Raw genomic sequence first — 16382 nt, 5'->3', positions numbered from 1 at the left:
AAGAACGCGAAACCCACAAGGGCGGCCTCCGTGGCGGGGCGCGGTCAGAGCACAAACAACCCGCCCTGCCCGGCAAGCCGTCAGCACACGCCCGCCCTGCCCTGCCAGCCGGCGGCACACGCCCGCCCTGCGCGGCCAGCCGACGATGCGGGTAAGGCGTGTGGGCTGGCGGCGGCACACGCCCGCCCGCACATCCCCGCGACGTGAGCGACACCTCGAGCCCGCCGCGCGGTCCCGGCTCCAGCTGGTTCTCACGGGCGTTATCCGGGGCGGATAACGCCCGTGAGAACCAGCTGGAGCCCTGCGCCGCGCCACGGCCCGGTGCGGGCAGTCGATCGCGCGCGGCCCGGACGTGCCGTAGACCGTCACGCGCGGCCCGGACGCTGGCGTGCCGTGGACGGTCAGGCGCGGCCCGGTCCGGGCTGGTTCTCACGGGCGTTATTCATGCCTCATAACGCCCGTGAGAACCAGCCGGAACGCCGCGCCGCGCCGCGGGCCCGGTGCGGGCAGGTGATCGCGCGCGGGCCGGACGCGCGGTGGCCGATCAGGGGCGGCCGCGGCTCCGGTCAGCACAACGCACTGTGGCCGGTCAGGGCGGTCGCGGCGCCGGTCAGCACAGCGGGCGCCGCAGACAGTCAGGGGCGGTCGCGGCGCCGGTCAAGCACAGCGGGCGCCGCAGACGGTCAGGGGCGGCCGCGGCGCTGGCGCAGCTTGGCCAGCGCCTCCTCCAGGATCGCCGCCCCGTCCTCCTCCGAGCGCCGCTCCTTCACGTAGGCCAGATGCGACTTGTACGGCTCGGACCGCAACCGCCCGGGAGGCGCCTCCTGGTCGAGCCCGGCCGGCTGACCGCAGCGGGGGCAGTCCCACGTGTCCGGCGCGGGGGCCTCGGCGGCGAACCAGATGCTGCTGTCATGGCCGGCCGCGCAGAAGTAGTTCACCTGGCGGCGAGGGGCGGGCTCGGTGCGCTCGTCGGGGCGCATCGGGCTGGACCCGACGCGGCTGCCACGGATGGCGCTGCCACTGGACACGACGTCACTCCTGTCTCATGGGATCGAGAACGGGCTCGCAAAAGGGGGCTCAGCGGAGAGGTTTCCCGCGGCCGAAGATCAAAACGGACAGGCGAAGCAAAAAGCCGCACGACCGGTGAAACCGGCCGCGCGGCAGATTGTACGACGTTACCCGCGGGTCAGGAATTCAGCGTCACGCGGAGCCAGAGACCGAGACCGATGATGCAGGCGAACCAGATGACAGCGACCAGAACCGTGTACCGGTCCAGGTTCTTCTCGGCCACCGACGAACCGGCCAGGCTCGACGTCACGCCGCCACCGAACATGCTGGACATGCCGCCACCCTTGCCGCGGTGCAGCAGGATCAGCAGGGTCAGCAGAATGCTGGTGATGATCAGCAACACGATCAACGTGTACGCGAACGCGATCGGCATGGTCGGGTTCATTCCTCTCGAAGGGCACAGCAGCGGTCCCACAATAGCGGGTGCCCGGCCGTTTACCACGGCCGGGCACGCGCTGGAAAATATCTATCGGGCGACGTGCTCCGGGAAACGCACGATGGCCGCGAAGCCCTCGGCGTCCAGGCTCGCGCCGCCGACCAACGCGCCGTCCACGTCGGGCTGGGACATGATCTGCGCGATGTTGTTCGCCTTGACCGATCCACCGTACTGAATGCGGACGGCCTCGGCGACCTCGCTGCCGTACTTCTCGACGAGGCGGGCACGGATCGCTCCGCACACCTCCTGCGCGTCGTCCGGCGTCGCGGTCTTGCCGGTGCCGATCGCCCAGACCGGCTCGTACGCGATCACGATCTGCTTGATCTGGTCTTCCTTGAGACCGTCGAGGCCCGCGTCGACCTGCGTGGTGCAGTGCGGCACGTGGCCCTGCGCCTCACGGATCTCCAGACCCTCGCCGACGCAGAAGATCGGGGTCAGGCCGGCCGCGAACGCCGCCTTGATCTTCGCGTTGATCAGCTGGTCGCTCTCGTTGTGGTACTCGCGGCGCTCGGAGTGCCCGATCACCACGTAGGTGCAGCCGAGCTTCGCCAGCATCGAGCCGGCGATCTCGCCGGTGTACGCGCCGGAGGCGTGCTGCGAGACGTCCTGGGCGCCGTACCGGATCGCGAGCTTGTCGCCCTCGATCGCGGTCTGCACGGTGCGCAGGTCGGTGAACGGCGGGAGGACCACCGTCTCCACCGCCTCGAGCTGCTCGGCGTTCAGGCTCGCGGCCAGCTTCTGGACCAGCAGATTCGCCTCGTAGTGGTTGAGGTTCATCTTCCAGTTGCCGGCGATGATCGGCTTGCGGGTCACGTCACCCATCACTTCTCCAGGGCGGAGACGCCCGGCAGCGTCTTGCCTTCGAGGTACTCCAGGGACGCGCCCCCACCGGTGGAGATGTGGCCGAACGCGGTCTCGTCCAGGCCGAGCGTGCGGACCGCCGCGGCCGAGTCGCCGCCGCCGACGACCGAGAAGCCGTCGATCTTGGTGATCGCCTCGGCGACGCCACGGGTGCCCGCGGCGAACGGGGCGAGCTCGAAGACGCCCATCGGGCCGTTCCAGAACACGGTCTTCGCACCGGCGATCGCCGACGCGAACAGCTCCGTGGACTTCGGGCCGATGTCGAGACCGAGCCGGTCAGCCGGGATGGCCGACGCCTCGACGACGTCGTGCTGCGCGTCCGCGGAGAACTCCGTGGCCGCCACGACGTCGACGGGCAGGACGATCCGGCCCTGCGCCTGCTCCAGCAGGTCGGCGCAGACCGAGACCATCTCGTCCTCGAGGAGGGACTTGCCCACCTCGAAGCCCTGGGCCTTGAGGAACGTGAAGCACATGCCGCCACCGACGAGGAGCTTGTCCACCTTCGGCAGCAGCGCCTGGATCACGGCGAGCTTGTCGGAGACCTTCGAGCCGCCGAGCACGACCACGTACGGCTTCTCGGGGGTCTCGGACACCTTGCGCAGGACCTCGACCTCCTTGACGACGAGGCCACCCGCGTAGTGCGGCAGGCGGGCCGCGACGTCGTACACCGAGGCGTGCTTGCGGTGCACCGCGCCGAAGGCGTCGTCGACGTAGTAGTCGGCGAACGTCGCCAGCTCGTCGGCGAAAGCGCCGCGAACCGCGTCGTCCTTCGAGGTCTCGCCCTCGTTGAACCGCAGGTTCTCCAGCAGGAGCACCTGACCGTCGGCGAGCGCCTCGACCTTCGCCTGCGCGTCGGCGCCGACGGTGTCCTCCGCGAAGATCACGTCGGAGCCGAGCAGCTCACCCAGCCGGGTCGCCACCGGCGCGAGGGTGAACTTCGGGTCCGGCGCGCCCTTCGGACGGCCGAGGTGGGACGCCACGATGACCTTGGCGCCCGCGTCGCGCAGGGCGATCAGCGTCGGCAGCACCGCGCGGGCGCGGCCGTCGTCACTGATGACGCCCGGATTTGCTTTGTCGAACGGGACGTTCAGGTCGGCGCGCACGAACACGCGCCGACCCGAGACACCCTCGCCGAGCAGGTCGTCGAGAGTCTTCAAGATCAGGCTCCGACGAGCTGAACCAGGTTGACGAGACGGTTCGAGTAGCCCCACTCGTTGTCGTACCAGCCGACGACCTTGACCTGGTTGCCGCCGATGACCTTGGTCAGGCCGGCGTCGAAGATGCAGGAGGCCGGGTCGGTGACGATGTCGGCCGACACGATCTCGTCCTCGGTGTAGACCAGGATGCCCTTGAGCGCGCCCTCGGCGGCGGCCTTGATCGCGGCGTTGACCTCCTCGACCGTGGTGTCACGGGCGGCGGTGAAGGTCAGGTCGGTGGCGGAGCCGGTCGGGATCGGCACGCGCAGCGCGAAGCCGTCCAGCTTGCCCTTCAGCTCCGGCAGGACCAGGCTGACGGCCTTGGCCGCGCCGGTCGAGGTGGGAACGATGTTCAGGGCGGCGGCGCGGGCGCGACGCAGGTCCTTGTGCGGGCCGTCCTGCAGGTTCTGGTCCTGGGTGTACGCGTGGATCGTGGTCATCAGACCCTTCTCGATCCCGATCGTGTCGTTCAGGACCTTCGCCATCGGGGCGAGGCAGTTCGTGGTGCAGGACGCGTTCGAGATGATGGTGTGCTTGGCGGCGTCGTACAGGCCGTCGTTGACACCCATCACGATCGTGATGTCCTCGTTCTTGGCCGGAGCCGAGATGATGACCTTCTTGGCGCCCTGGTCGACGTGCGCCTTGGCCTTGCTGGCGTCGGTGAAGAAGCCGGTCGACTCGATGACGACGTCGGCGCCCAGGTCGCCCCACGGCAGGTTGTTCGGGTCGCGCTCGGCGAACGCCTTGAAGGTGTTGCCACCGACGGTGATCTCGTCGGCGGTCGCCTTCACCTCGTGCGGCAGGCGGCCCAGGATGCTGTCGTACTTCAACAGGTGGGCAAGAGTGGCGTTGTCGGTCAGGTCGTTCACGCCGACGATCTGGATGTCGGCCCCGGAGGCGAGCGCCGCCCGGAAGAAGTTACGACCGATACGGCCGAAGCCGTTGATGCCAACCCGGATGGTCACAGGTGGTCTCCTCGTTTCGGTCCGCCGGATTTTGCGACCGGCGGAGGATCTCGTGCCGGCCACGTGGAGGGCCTGCACAGGGGGCGTCCGGCCGCCGCGCCCGAAGGAGCGATGAACGCCGCAGCAGAGACACTTTGGCGGCGTCACAGCGGGGGTTCGGCCGAACTGCCGGCACCGTCGCCGTCACCAGTGACCCTAGCCGAGCCCTCCGCCCCCGGACGCAGCGGGGCGCGACCTGAACGTTATCTAAATCAGCGCTGAGAATCCGGGCCGAAAGACCCGGAAAACGCAAGATTCAAGCCCATTGATGGTACGAACACGGAAGTCACCCACCCGTGATCGGAGTCACCTGAATCGTGGACCCGCAACGCGCCGGTGGTGAGTCGGCAGCCGAGTTCCCGACGCTCGCGGGCGACGGGAAATCGGTTGCCGGCTCACCGGTCACCCGGCGAATCGGAGCGGAGCCGGTCAGCAAGCCATCATCTCGGGCGTGACCGCGGCCTCGGTGTCGGGAATCCCGAGGTCACGGGCGCGCTTGTCGGCCAGGGCCAGCAGCCGCCTGATCCGCCCCGCGATGGCGTCCTTGGTCAGCGGCGGGTCGGCCAGCGCCCCCAGCTCCTCCAGGGATGCTTGCCGGTGCTCCAGGCGCAGCCGCCCGGCCGAGGTCAGGTGGTTCGGCGCGTCGTCGGCGAGGATCTCCAGCGCCCGGGTGACCCGGGCCGCCGCCGCCACCGCCGCGCGGGCCGACCGACGCAGGTTCGCGTCGTCGAAGTTCGCCAGCCGGTTCGCGGTGGCCCGCACCTCGCGGCGCACCCGGCGCTCCTCCCAGGCCAGCACGCTGGAGTGCGCGCCGATCCGGGTGAGGAGCGCGGCGATCGCGTCCCCGTCCTTGATCACCACCCGGTCCACCCCGCGGACCTCGCGCTCCTTGGCGGTGATCCCGATCCGCCGGGCGGCCCCGCGCAGGGCGAGCGCCGCCTCCGGCCCCGGGCAGGTGATCTCCAGCGCGCTGGAGCGGCCCGGCTCGGTGAGCGAGCCGTGCGCCATGAACGCGCCCCGCCACGCGGCCACCGCGCAGCAGACGTTCGCCGACACGACGTGCGGCGGCAGGCCACGGACCGGCCGGCCGCGCACGTCGAGCAGGCCGGTCTGCCGGGCCAGGGCCTCGCCGTCCTTGACGATCCGGACGATGTAGTGGCTGCCCTTGCGCAGGCCGCCGGAGGCCAGGACATGCACCTCGCTCGGATAGCCGTAGACGTCGGCGATCTCCCGGCGCAACCGGCGCGCCACCGCGCCGGTGTCGAGCTCGGCCTCGACGACCACCCGGCCGGAGACGATGTGCAGCCCACCGGCGAACCGGAGCAGGGAGGCCATCTCCGCCCGCCGGCAGCAGGGCTTGGGCACGTCGACCCGGCTCAGCTCGTCTTTGACCGCTGCCGTCATCGCCATCGTGATGTCACCTCATGCGCCGGATCATGGACAGTGTGTGCCGCACTTACGCCAGTAATTAACGAGCGGCGCCCAATACTGGCACCAGTGCAACACCCAGTGCCTCAGGATCATGCCGTGGGCTTCCGTCCGCAACGGCCACGGGTGCCAACACGAGGTCGGCTCCCATCCGCAGCGCGGCGGCCCGTACCGGTTCGGGCTCGCCTGTCCACTTCTCGTCGGCCAGCACCGTGTCCACCCGCAGCTCGGGCAGGTACCGGTGCAGGGTGCCGAGGTGCCCGGCGGCGGAGAGACCCTGCGTCTCCTTGTCCGCCCCGAGGTTCAGGGTGACCAGCCGGCGGGCCGGGCTGTCCACGATCGCCCGGGCCAGCCCCGGCACCAGCAGGTGCGGCAGCACGCTCGTGTACCAGCTGCCCGGCCCGAAGATCAGCCAGTCCGCCGCGCGCACCGCCTCGACCGCCTGCGGGCAGGCCGGCGGGTCGGACGGCTCCAGGCGGACGGCCTCGACCCGCCCGTCCGCGACCGCGACCGAGTGCTGACCGCGGATCGTCGTCGTCCGGCCGGTGGCGTCGGCCACGTCCGCTTCGATGCCGACCGCGTGCAGCGCCATCGGCAGCACCCGCCCGCGCGCGCCGACCATCGCGGCCGCGTGGTCGAGCGCCAGCACCGGGTCGCCGAGCATCTCCATCAGCCCGAGCAGCACCAGGTTCCCGACCGTGTGCCCGGCCAGGGTGTCCTTGCTGCGGTCGGCGCGGCGCTCCAGCCGGGGCCCGCGGACCACCGGCGGCAACGGGCTGACCCCGGGCTCGGACATCGCCACGAACCGGTGCTGCATCACCTTCGCGGTCAGCTGGGTGGTCGGGTCCTCGTCGGCCAGCGCGGCGAGCGCCTGGCGCAGGTCACCCGGGGGCAGCAGGGCGTCCCGTTCGACCCGCAGGCGGCCGCTGGAGCCGCCGTCGTCGCCGACCGTGACGATCGCCGTAATGTCCAGCTCCAGATCGGCGGCGGTGTGCCGGAGCGCCCGCAGGGACGCCCCCAACCCGTGCCCGCCGCCGAACGCGACCACCCGGATCGGCCGGGCCGAGGCCGTCACTCGCGCCCCAGGTCGCGGTGCGAGGCGTGTGCCGAGAGGCGCATTGCGCTGAGCCGCGAAGTCAACTCCTCGGTTATCGCCACGCTCCGGTGTTTTCCACCGGTGCACCCGATCGCCACGGTCAGATAGCGCTTGCCCTCCCGCTCGAAGCCGGGCGCGGTCGCCGCGATCAGCCCGGCGTAGGTCGCCACGAAGTCGGTGGCGCCCTCCTGGCCCAGGACGTAACTGCTCACGCCCTCCTCCAGGCCGGTGTGCTCCCGCAGCTCCGGGACCCAGAACGGGTTCGGCAGGAAGCGGGCGTCGAGCACGTAGTCGGCGTCCGGCGGCAGTCCGTACTTGAAACCGAAGGACAGGACCGTGATCCGCAACTTGCGCGCGTCCTCCCCGCCGAACAGCTCCTCCACCCGGCGGCGCAGCTGGTTCACGTTGAGGTGGCTGGTGTCGATGATCACGTCGGCCTGCTCGCGGGCCTCCTCGAGCAGCTTGCGCTCGGCGGCGATCCCGTCGGCCAGCCGGCCGTCACCCTGCAGCGGGTGTGAGCGGCGCACCGACTCGAAGCGCCGGATCAGCACCTCGTCGTCGGCGTCCACGAAGACCACCCGCGGCGAGAAACCGCGTTCCTTGAGTTCGCGCACCGCGCCGGCCAGGTCGGTGGAGAACGCGCGGCTGCGCACGTCCAGCACCATGGCGGTGCGCCGGGCCGCGCCGCCGGCCGCGAAGGCCAGCTCGGCCATCTCCAGCATCAGCGCCTGCGGCAGATTGTCGACCACGTAGAACCCGACGTTCTCCAGGGCCCGGGCCACCGTGCTGCGGCCACCGCCGGACAGCCCGGTGACCACCACCAGGTCGGTTCCGGCCTCGTCCGGGTCGACCACGTCGCCGGGGCCGAACTCGGGCATCGCTTCCGTCACGCACGCCTCCCGCGTCGCTTCGCCCGCACCGCGCGGACGGACACAACATGGTAGGCCGATGGGTGGGGCTCCAGCCGCCGGACAGAGTGTCCGCTGCCGGTCATCGGCCCGTTTCCGTCTCTTCCAGCGCGTCCCCCGAGGTCAGCGCTGCCCCTCCCGGGCCCGCGCCGGAGTTCGCCGCGCCCTTGTCCGGGACCGGGCCGGAGTTCGCCGCGCCCTTGTCGGGGATCAGGACCGGGTTCGTCGCGGCCTTGTCGGGGACCGGGACCGGGTTCGTCGCGGCCTTGTCGGGGGCCGCGCCCGGGTTCAGCGCGGCCAGCACCGCCTCCGCCGTCCGGCGGCCGACCCCCGGCACCTCGATGATCTCCTCCGGGGTCGCGGCGGCGAGCCGCTTCACCGACCCGAAGTGGCGCAGCAGCGCCTTGCGCCGGGTCTCCCCCAGCCCCGCGACGGTGTCCAGCGCCGACTCGGTCATCCGCTTGGAGCGCCGCTGCCGGTGGAACGTGATGGCGAACCGGTGCGCCTCGTCCCGCACGCGTTGCAGCAGGTAGAGCGCCTCCGACGTGCGCGGCAGGATGACCGGGAAGTCCTCCCCGGGCAGCCACACCTCCTCCAGCCGCTTGGCCAGGCCGCACAGCGCCACATCCGTGATGCCCAGGTCGGCGAGGACCGTGGCGACCGCGTTCACCTGCGGTTGACCACCATCGACAACGATCAACTGAGGTGGGTACGCGAACCGCCGCGGCTTGCCGGTCAGAGGATCGATCCCGGGCAGCTCCGCGGTCTCCAGCTCGCCGGTCGCCTCCCCGGTCTCGTCCACGGCGGGCTCCGGCACGTCCCGCGGCGCGTCCGCGCTCTCCTGCGCCTTGTACCGGGCGAAGCGGCGCCGCATCACCTCGCTCATCGCGGCGAGGTCGTCCAGCCCGCTGCCGTCCGCGTTGCCCCGCACGGCAAACCGCCGGTACTCCGACTTGCGGGCCAGGCCGTCCTCGAACACCACCATCGAGGCGACCACGTCGGTGCCCTGGATGTGGGAGACGTCATAACACTCGATGCGCAGCGGCGCCGACTCCAGCCCGAGCGCCTCGGCGATCTCCTCCAGGGCCTTGTTGCGGATGGTGAGGTCACCGGCCCGGCTCAGCTTGTGCCGCTGCAGCACCTGACCGGCGTTACGGGCGACCGTCTCCATCAGGCCGACCTTGTCGCCGCGCTGCGGCACGCGCAGGCTGACCCGGCTGCCGCGGCGCTCGGAGAGCCAGTCGGCGAGCGCGTCGGCATCCTCGGGCAGGGCCGGGACCAGCAGCTCGCGGGGCACGTCGGTCTCGCCGGCCGACTCCCCGTACATCTGGGTGCAGAAGTGGTGGACCAGGTCGCCGGTGGAGAGGTCCTCCACCTTCTCCACGACCCAGCCGCGCTGGCCGCGGACCCGGCCGTCACGCACGTGGAAGACCTGGACGGCGGCCTCCAGCGGATCCTCCGCGAAGGCGACCACGTCGGCGTCGGTGCCGTCACCGAGCACGACGGTCTGCTTCTCCATGGCGCGGCGCAGGGCGGCGATGTCGTCGCGCAGCCGGGCCGCGCGCTCGAACTCCAGGCTCTCCGAGGCGGCCATCATGTCGCGCTCCAGGCGCTTCACGAACGTGTCGGTGCGGCCGGCCATGAAGTCACAGAAGTCGTCGACGATCCCGCGGTGCTCCTCGGCGCTGACCTGGCCGACGCACGGCGCCGAGCACTTCCCGATGTAACCCAGCAGGCAGGGGCGGCCGACCTGGCCGGAGCGCTTGAAGACGCCGGTCGAGCAGGTGCGCGCGGGGAAGACCCGCAGCAGCAGGTCGAGCGTCTCCCGGATGGCCCAGGCGTGCGAGTAGGGCCCGAAGTAGCGCACGCCCTTGCGCTTGGCGCCGCGCATCACCTGCAGACGGGGGAACTCCTCGTTCAGGGTCACCGCGAGGAACGGGTACGACTTGTCGTCCCGATACTTCACGTTGAAGCGCGGGTCGAACTCCTTGATCCAGGAGAACTCCAGCTGCAGCGCCTCGACCTCGGTGCCGACCGTCACCCAGTCGACCGCGCCGGCGGTGGTGACCATCTGCTGGGTGCGCGGGTGCAGCGACCACGTGTCGGCGAAGTAGGAGTTGAGACGATTCCGCAGGCTCTTGGCCTTGCCGACGTAGATCACCCGGCCGGACGGATCGCGGAAGCGGTAGACGCCCGGAGCGTCGGGAATGGTACCGGGCGCCGGACGATAAGTGGACGGGTCTGGCACAACCACAACAGTAGTGCGTGGGACTGACAGAATTGCCCGACCGGAGGTCCGGTGCCGCCGCCACGGCGCCGGACCTCCGGCCTGTGCTCAGCCCGCCACGATCAGGCAGCGACGATCTTGTCGCCGTCGACCTTGACCTTCGTCTCGGCGAGCGGCTTCGGGGCCGGGCCGCCCTTCACCGAGCCGTCCTTGATCGAGTACTTCGCGCCGTGGCACGGGCAGTTGATCGTCCCGTCCTTCACCTCGTTGACCTCGCAGCCCTGGTGGGTGCAGATCTTGGTGAACGCCTTGAAGGTGCCCTGCTCCGGCTGGGTGATGACGAGATCACCGGCGATGATGCCGCCACCCGCCGGCACGTCGGCGACCAGCGCGAGGGACGCGCCCGCCGCGGCGCCGCCGCCGGTGCTGCCACCACCGGTGCTGCCGCCCGCCGCGGCGCCCTTGCTGCCGGCCGGGGCCGGCTCCTTGGCGAAGTCGGAGCCGTTCGGGTTACTGCTGGTGGTGGAGGTGCCACAAGCTGCCAGGACCGCGGCGGCGCCGAGGCCGCCGGCGCCCAGCAGGACGCACCGGCGGGTCGAGTGGGTGCCCGCCTGCTCGTGCTCGCACCGGGTGTCGACGTCGGTCCTCGTCTGCACGTCAGTCATGTATCGCCCCTCCAGTACATGGTCCGCGTCCGATGTCACGCGGAGTCGACCCTGAGTACGCGGCTGCCACCGCGATCGGTTCATGCGGGCGGCGAAATCACCTCGTCTGTCCGACGGCTTCTCCCGCCTTCGCCCGCATACGCCGCCCGGTTGGCCGATGCGGACGCGTTAGCGACCCTAGGCGACCCGCCTTGGACGCTCGCTATGAGTCATCTAAGAAGTTCCTAAAATCAACTTTCCCGCAGTGGAACAAGACCGCCCGGCGGTGTCTCGTGGTACGCCCGAGTAGCGAGGCGAGGTCCAGAGGGTGGCCGGCAGCGTGCGCTCCGGGGCCACGCCGAAGCCCGGCCGCACCACGTGACACCGCGCAGGACAGCACGACGCGGCGGACGTGGCTGAGCCACGTCCGCCGCCCGGCGTCGTACCCCCTGAGGCTCTAGACCGTCGCCTTGGCCTTGGAGCGCGTCGCCCTCGGCTTGGCCGCCGCCTTCGCCGCGGCCGGCTTCTCGCCGTTGGCCTTCGCCGCCCGGGTGACAGCGGCCGGTGCACCGGACCCGTCGCCCTTCAGGCCGAGCATGTGCCGCAGGAACTGCCCGGTGTGGCTCTCCGGCACCTCGGCGAGCTCCTCCGGCGTGCCGGTCGCGAGCACCAGCCCGCCCTTGTGACCGCCCTCGGGGCCCATGTCGATCAGCCAGTCAGCGGTCTTGATCACGTCGAGGTTGTGCTCGATCGTGATGACCGTGTTGCCTTTGTCGACCAGGCCGTTGAGGACCATCAGCAGCTTCCGGATGTCCTCGAAGTGCAGGCCCGTGGTCGGCTCGTCGAGCACGTAGACGGTCCGGCCGGTGGAACGTTTCTGCAGCTCGGAGGCGAGCTTGACGCGCTGCGCCTCGCCACCGGAGAGCGTCGTCGCGGGCTGGCCGAGCCGCACGTAGCCCAGGCCGACCTCGACCAGGGTGCGCAGGTGGCGGTGGATCGCCGGCAGCGCCGAGAAGAACTCGGCCGCCTCCTCGATCGGCATCTCCAGCACCTCGGAGATGGTCTTGCCCTTGTAGTGGACCTCGAGTGTCTCCCGGTTGTACCGCGCGCCCTTGCAGACCTCGCAGGGGACGTAGACGTCCGGCAGGAAGTTCATCTCGATCTTGATGGTGCCGTCGCCGGAGCAGTTCTCGCAGCGGCCGCCCTTGACGTTGAACGAGAACCGGCCGGGGCCGTAGCCGCGCACCTTCGCCTCGGCCGTCTCCGCGAACAGCTTGCGGACGTGGTCGAAGACGCCGGTGTAGGTGGCCGGGTTCGACCGCGGGGTGCGCCCGATCGGCGACTGGTCCACCCCGACGACCTTGTCCACGTTCTCCAGGCCGGTCACCTTGGTGTGCCGGCCGGGCACCTGGCGGGCGCCGTTGATCTGGTTCGCCATGACGGTGTGCAGGATGTCGTTGACCAGCGTCGACTTGCCCGAGCCGCTCACCCCGGTGACCGCGATGAACTGGCCCAGCGGGAACGGGACGGTCAGGTTGCGCAGGTTGTGCTCGCGGGCGCCGTGCACGACGACCTCACGGCCCGGGGTCTGCGGACGGCGGGTGGCCGGCAGCGGGATCGACTTGCGGCCGGACAGGTAGGCCCCGGTCGGGGACTGCTCGTTGGCGAGCAGGCCCTCGACGGTGCCGCTGTGCACGATGTGCCCGCCGTGCTCACCGGCACCCGGGCCGATGTCCACGATCCAGTCCGCCTGGCGGATGGTGTCCTCGTCGTGCTCGACCACGATCAGCGTGTTGCCCAGGTTCCGCAGCCGGACCAGGGTCTCGATGAGCCGGTGGTTGTCCCGCTGGTGCAGGCCGATCGACGGCTCGTCCAGCACGTAGAGCACGCCGACCAGGCCGGACCCGATCTGGGTGGCGAGCCGGATGCGCTGCGCCTCGCCGCCGGAGAGGGTGCCGGCGCCACGGTCCAGCGAGAGGTAGTCCAGGCCGACGTCGACCAGGAAGCGCAACCGGGCGTTGATCTCCTTGAGCACCCGCTCGGCGATCATCTTCTGCCGGTCGTCGAGCTCGATGCCGGCGAGCAGCTCGGCGCACTCGCCGACGGACAGGTTGCAGACCTCGGCGATGCTCTTGCCGGCCACGGTGACCGCGAGCACCTCGGGCTTGAGCCGGGCACCGCCGCAGACCGAGCAGGGCACGTCGCGCATGTACCCCTCATACTTGTCGCGCGACCAGTCGCTCTCGGTGTCGTTGTGCCGGCGCTCGATCCACTGCACCACGCCCTCGAAGCCGGTGTAGTACGAGCGCTCCCGCCCGTACTTGTTCCGGTAGCGCACGTGGACCTGGTCCTCGGAGCCGTGCAGGATCGTCTTCTGCGCGCGGCTGGGCAGCGCCCGCCACGGCGTGTCCAGCTTGAAGCCCTCGGCCTTGGCCAGCGCCTCCAGCAGCCGCAGGAAGTACTCCTGGGTCGTCCCGCCGGACCACGGCTGGATCGCGCCCTCGGCGAGGCTCTTCTCCTCGTCCGGGATGATCAGCTCGGGGTCGACCTCCTTCTTCGTCCCGAGGCCGGTGCACTCGGGGCAGGCGCCGTAGGGCGCGTTGAAGGAGAACACCCGCGGCTCGAGGTCCTCGATCGCCAGGGGGTGGTCGTTCGGGCAGGCCAGGTGCTCGGAGAAGCGGCGCTCGCGCTCCGGGTCGTCCTCCGCCAGGTCGACGAAGTCGAGCAGGACGATGCCGTTGGCCAGGCCGAGCGCGGACTCCACCGAGTCGGTGAGGCGCTGCTTGCTGGACGCCTTGACGCTGAGCCGGTCCACCACCACCTCGATGGTGTGCTTCTCCTGCTTCTTCAGCTTCGGCGGCTCGGTGAGCTGGTGGACCACGCCGTTCACCCGGGCGCGGGCATAGCCCTTGGCCTGGAGCTCGGCGAACAGGTCCACATACTCACCCTTGCGGCCGCGGACGACCGGGGCCAGGACCATGAAGCGGGTGCCCTCGGGCATCGCCAGGACCCGGTCGACGATCTGCTGCGGGGTCTGCTTGCTGATCCGCTCGCCGCAGACCGGGCAGTGCGGGATGCCCGTGCGGGCGAAGAGGAGCCGCAGGTAGTCGTAGACCTCGGTGATCGTGCCGACGGTCGAGCGCGGGTTCCGGTTCGTCGACTTCTGATCGATCGAGACGGCCGGCGAGAGGCCCTCGATGAAGTCGACGTCCGGCTTGTCCATCTGACCGAGGAACTGCCGCGCGTACGACGACAGGGACTCCACGTACCGCCGCTGCCCCTCGGCGAAGATCGTGTCGAACGCGAGACTCGACTTGCCCGAACCGGACAGGCCGGTGAAGACGATCATGGCGTCACGGGGCAGGTCGAGATTGACGTCACGCAGGTTGTGCTCGCGGGCGCCACGAATAGTCAGTCGGTCGGCCACTACTAGCCTCTCCGTACAGGTGTTTGAGAAGTCGAGTCGCCACTCTAGTCCGTACAAGTGTGCCAATGACGACTCGCCACTCCGGGGTCAGTTCTGCCGACGCGACCCTAGCGACGGGGTACGACATTTTCGTCGGCCCAGGTACAGCGCCTCGCACCTGACGGACATTCCCGCAGAACGGACCCCGGAACCTCACCCCTGCGAGTGAGCGTCCAGCACCCAGATGTAGACGCCACCGACCCGCTTCGGCGGGGCCTGGAACGCGTCGGCCAGGAAGGCCCGCAGCACCCGCTCGTTCTTCACGTTCGGCACCAGCACGACGACCGACGCCTTCCAGTACGCGAAGTCCTTGCGGACCCGCTCGCGATCGGCATCGGTCAGGCCCGGGCGCTTCCCGCGCAGCTGCGCCTTGACCAGCAGGTCGTTGGTGTAGGTAGCCGGCGCGCGCCACGACCCTCTGGTGCTCTCGGGCGGGTTCTCCGGGCCCATGAAGTAGCCGCCAGGAGTCGCGTAGTCCAGGTTCTGCAGGGTCGCCCAGCGCTGCCCGGTCCGCCCGTAGGTCACCTCGGGCAGCGGCACCGTCACCAGCGTCCGGCCCTCCGGCACGTACTGCTTCCACATCCCGGCGGAGATGAACGGCGGGATCGGCTCGTCCTGCACGACCGGCAGCGGCTTCGGGATCAGCGGGACGAGCGCGAGCGCCATGCCGATCCAGAACTTGCGGCGGCGCTCCGGCGCGTACTCCCGGATCCGGTCGGCGGCCAGCGCCAGCAGGATGCCGGCGATCGTGGCCGGCACCATCCCGAACCGGCTGACACTCACCAGGTCGATCACCGGCAGGTGCTGGACCAGCGCGAACGGCAGCGGGATCGAGGTGCGGAAGCCGGCGAACTGCAGGCTGGGGCCCAGCGAGAAGACCAGCAGCACCAGCCCGGCGATCGCCGCGGCGCGGGCCGCCACCGAGTGCCAGAGCATCCGCATCGCGACGATGATCATGACAAGGCCGAACGGGCCGAAGAACAGGTTGTCCTCGGTCGCGCTCAGGCTCAGGCGCTCGGCGACCGGGCCGATCCCGGCGAGCGAGTCCCGCGAGAAGGCCGGGAGCGACAGCAGGTCCATGACGATCGTGTCCGGCGCGAACGGCTGGCCCTGGTAGCTGCCGCGGGCGAAGAACTGGTACCACAACGGGTACGCCAGCAGCGCCAGCGAGAACCCGGCGGCGACCGCGAGCCCGCCGACGAACCGCTTGGCCACCTCGCGCACCTCGTCCCGGCGCATCACCGCGTACGCGATCACGAAGGCCGTGAACGTCAGCGCGATGAACAGCAGCGTCTCCTCGTTGAGGAAGACCTGCAGCACGATCAGCGCGCCGAGGATCAGCCCGCCGCGAACCGCCCGGCCCGGCTCACGCAGCCGCAGCACCTGCCAGACGATGAACGGCACCAGGTACTGATTGACGAAGTTCACGTGGCCGTTGGCGTGCGAGATCATCGCCGGCGCGAAGCCGCACCAGGCGGCGCCGATCACGGCGGCCCACCGGTTGCGGACCAGGTGCCGGGCAAACAGCCAGTACCACGCCGCGGCTGTCCCGGCCAGGCCGAAGCTGATCAGGAAGACCACCGAGACACCGGCGCCGAAGAAGTGTGTGATCGGCGCCATCGGCAGGCTGAGCAGCAGGATCGCGGTGTTCGCCATCATGTTCACGCCGACCGGCGCGTTCAGATGGGTCTCGTAGAACAGCGAGGCGCCGTCGAAGACCACGCGCTCACCGTGCGCCAGCATGAACAGGAAGATGCCGTGGTCGTCCCGGTTGCCGAACAGGACCCGGCTGTTCGGGTGGGCCCACAACCGGAGCATCACCCACACGGCCAGAACCGCGAAGCTCAGCAGCACCCAGAGGTCGAAACGCCTCCAGCCGGTGAACTCGCTCCGGACCTCGGGGACGACCGTCTCGTCCCGCTCCTGCACCATTTCTTCCGCCGCACGCACCGGGCGGATTCTGCCAGAGCGATGCCAGTTTCTCCCAAAGCCCCGAGGCCTCGCTGTCCGCATAAAACACCAGTTTCCCGTACGACGTGAGCTGTCTC

12 protein-coding genes are annotated in these 16382 nt (G+C 70.3%); all 12 read right to left on the bottom strand.

The genetic code is table 11. The features are described 5' to 3' along the window. Window positions 1-683 precede the first annotated feature (683 nt). On the bottom strand, window positions 684-1028 hold the full coding sequence (locus Acy02nite_RS06420; protein ID WP_203738838.1) for an RNA polymerase-binding protein RbpA: 345 nt from the start codon (window positions 1026-1028) through the stop codon (window positions 684-686). Window positions 1029-1186: 158 nt separating this feature from the next. Continuing rightward, on the bottom strand, window positions 1187-1441 hold the full coding sequence (gene secG, locus Acy02nite_RS06415) for a preprotein translocase subunit SecG (protein WP_203738837.1): 255 nt from the start codon (window positions 1439-1441) through the stop codon (window positions 1187-1189). A 93-nt stretch (window positions 1442-1534) separates the two neighbouring features. Beyond that, window positions 1535-2326, bottom strand: coding sequence for a triose-phosphate isomerase (tpiA, locus tag Acy02nite_RS06410; protein ID WP_203738836.1), 792 nt, complete (start codon window positions 2324-2326; stop codon window positions 1535-1537). Then, window positions 2326-3528 carry a phosphoglycerate kinase gene (locus Acy02nite_RS06405; RefSeq protein ID WP_203738879.1) on the bottom strand — a complete coding sequence of 401 codons (1203 nt, stop codon included), beginning with the start codon at window positions 3526-3528 and terminating at the stop codon, window positions 2326-2328. Before Acy02nite_RS06405 ends, tpiA begins: the two co-directional genes overlap by 1 nt. After that, complete coding sequence (gap, locus tag Acy02nite_RS06400) at window positions 3525-4526, bottom strand: type I glyceraldehyde-3-phosphate dehydrogenase (RefSeq protein WP_203738835.1); 1002 nt, start codon at window positions 4524-4526, stop codon at window positions 3525-3527. The genes Acy02nite_RS06405 and gap overlap by 4 nt, the downstream gene beginning before the upstream one ends. A gap of 468 nt (window positions 4527-4994) precedes the next feature. Beyond that, a complete protein-coding gene (gene whiA, locus Acy02nite_RS06395) occupies window positions 4995-5975 on the bottom strand; it encodes a DNA-binding protein WhiA (RefSeq protein WP_203680794.1) in 981 nt (326 codons plus the stop codon). Between the two features lie 58 nt (window positions 5976-6033). Further along, window positions 6034-7068 carry a gluconeogenesis factor YvcK family protein gene (locus Acy02nite_RS06390; RefSeq protein ID WP_203738834.1) on the bottom strand — a complete coding sequence of 345 codons (1035 nt, stop codon included), beginning with the start codon at window positions 7066-7068 and terminating at the stop codon, window positions 6034-6036. Beyond that, window positions 7065-7967, bottom strand: coding sequence for an RNase adapter RapZ (gene rapZ / locus Acy02nite_RS06385; protein ID WP_203738878.1), 903 nt, complete (start codon window positions 7965-7967; stop codon window positions 7065-7067). Before rapZ ends, Acy02nite_RS06390 begins: the two co-directional genes overlap by 4 nt. 112 nt (window positions 7968-8079) lie before the next feature. Continuing rightward, a complete protein-coding gene (uvrC, locus tag Acy02nite_RS06380; RefSeq protein WP_239174291.1) occupies window positions 8080-10245 on the bottom strand; it encodes an excinuclease ABC subunit UvrC in 2166 nt (721 codons plus the stop codon). A 101-nt stretch (window positions 10246-10346) separates the two neighbouring features. Further along, window positions 10347-10889, bottom strand: a complete 543-nt coding sequence (locus Acy02nite_RS06375; protein ID WP_203738833.1) for a Rieske (2Fe-2S) protein — start codon at window positions 10887-10889, stop codon at window positions 10347-10349. A 436-nt stretch (window positions 10890-11325) separates the two neighbouring features. Then, on the bottom strand, window positions 11326-14295 hold the full coding sequence (gene uvrA / locus Acy02nite_RS06370) for an excinuclease ABC subunit UvrA (RefSeq protein WP_203738832.1): 2970 nt from the start codon (window positions 14293-14295) through the stop codon (window positions 11326-11328). 192 nt (window positions 14296-14487) lie between these two features. Then, entirely contained in the window at window positions 14488-16284 is a 1797-nt protein-coding gene (locus tag Acy02nite_RS06365; protein WP_203738831.1) for a glycosyltransferase family protein, read from the bottom strand. Between the last annotated feature and the right edge of the window lie 98 nt (window positions 16285-16382).

It is taken from the genome of Actinoplanes cyaneus, from assembly GCF_016862095.1.
In the GTDB taxonomy this organism is placed as follows: Bacteria; Actinomycetota; Actinomycetes; order Mycobacteriales; family Micromonosporaceae; genus Actinoplanes; species Actinoplanes cyaneus.
This window is presented reverse-complemented; position numbering and strand designations above follow the sequence as displayed.

Bases quoted from the DNA above. Each gene is read 5' to 3' on its own strand.
- whiA (WP_203680794.1), bottom strand. From the start codon at position 5,975: ATGGCGATGACGGCAGCGGTCAAAGACGAGCTGAGCCGGGTCGACGTG.
- Acy02nite_RS06375 (WP_203738833.1), bottom strand. From the start codon at position 10,889: ATGACTGACGTGCAGACGAGGACCGACGTCGACACCCGGTGCGAGCAC.
- rapZ (WP_203738878.1), bottom strand. From the start codon at position 7,967: ATGCCCGAGTTCGGCCCCGGCGACGTGGTCGACCCGGACGAGGCCGGA.
- secG (WP_203738837.1), bottom strand. From the start codon at position 1,441: ATGCCGATCGCGTTCGCGTACACGTTGATCGTGTTGCTGATCATCACC.
- tpiA (WP_203738836.1), bottom strand. From the start codon at position 2,326: ATGGGTGACGTGACCCGCAAGCCGATCATCGCCGGCAACTGGAAGATG.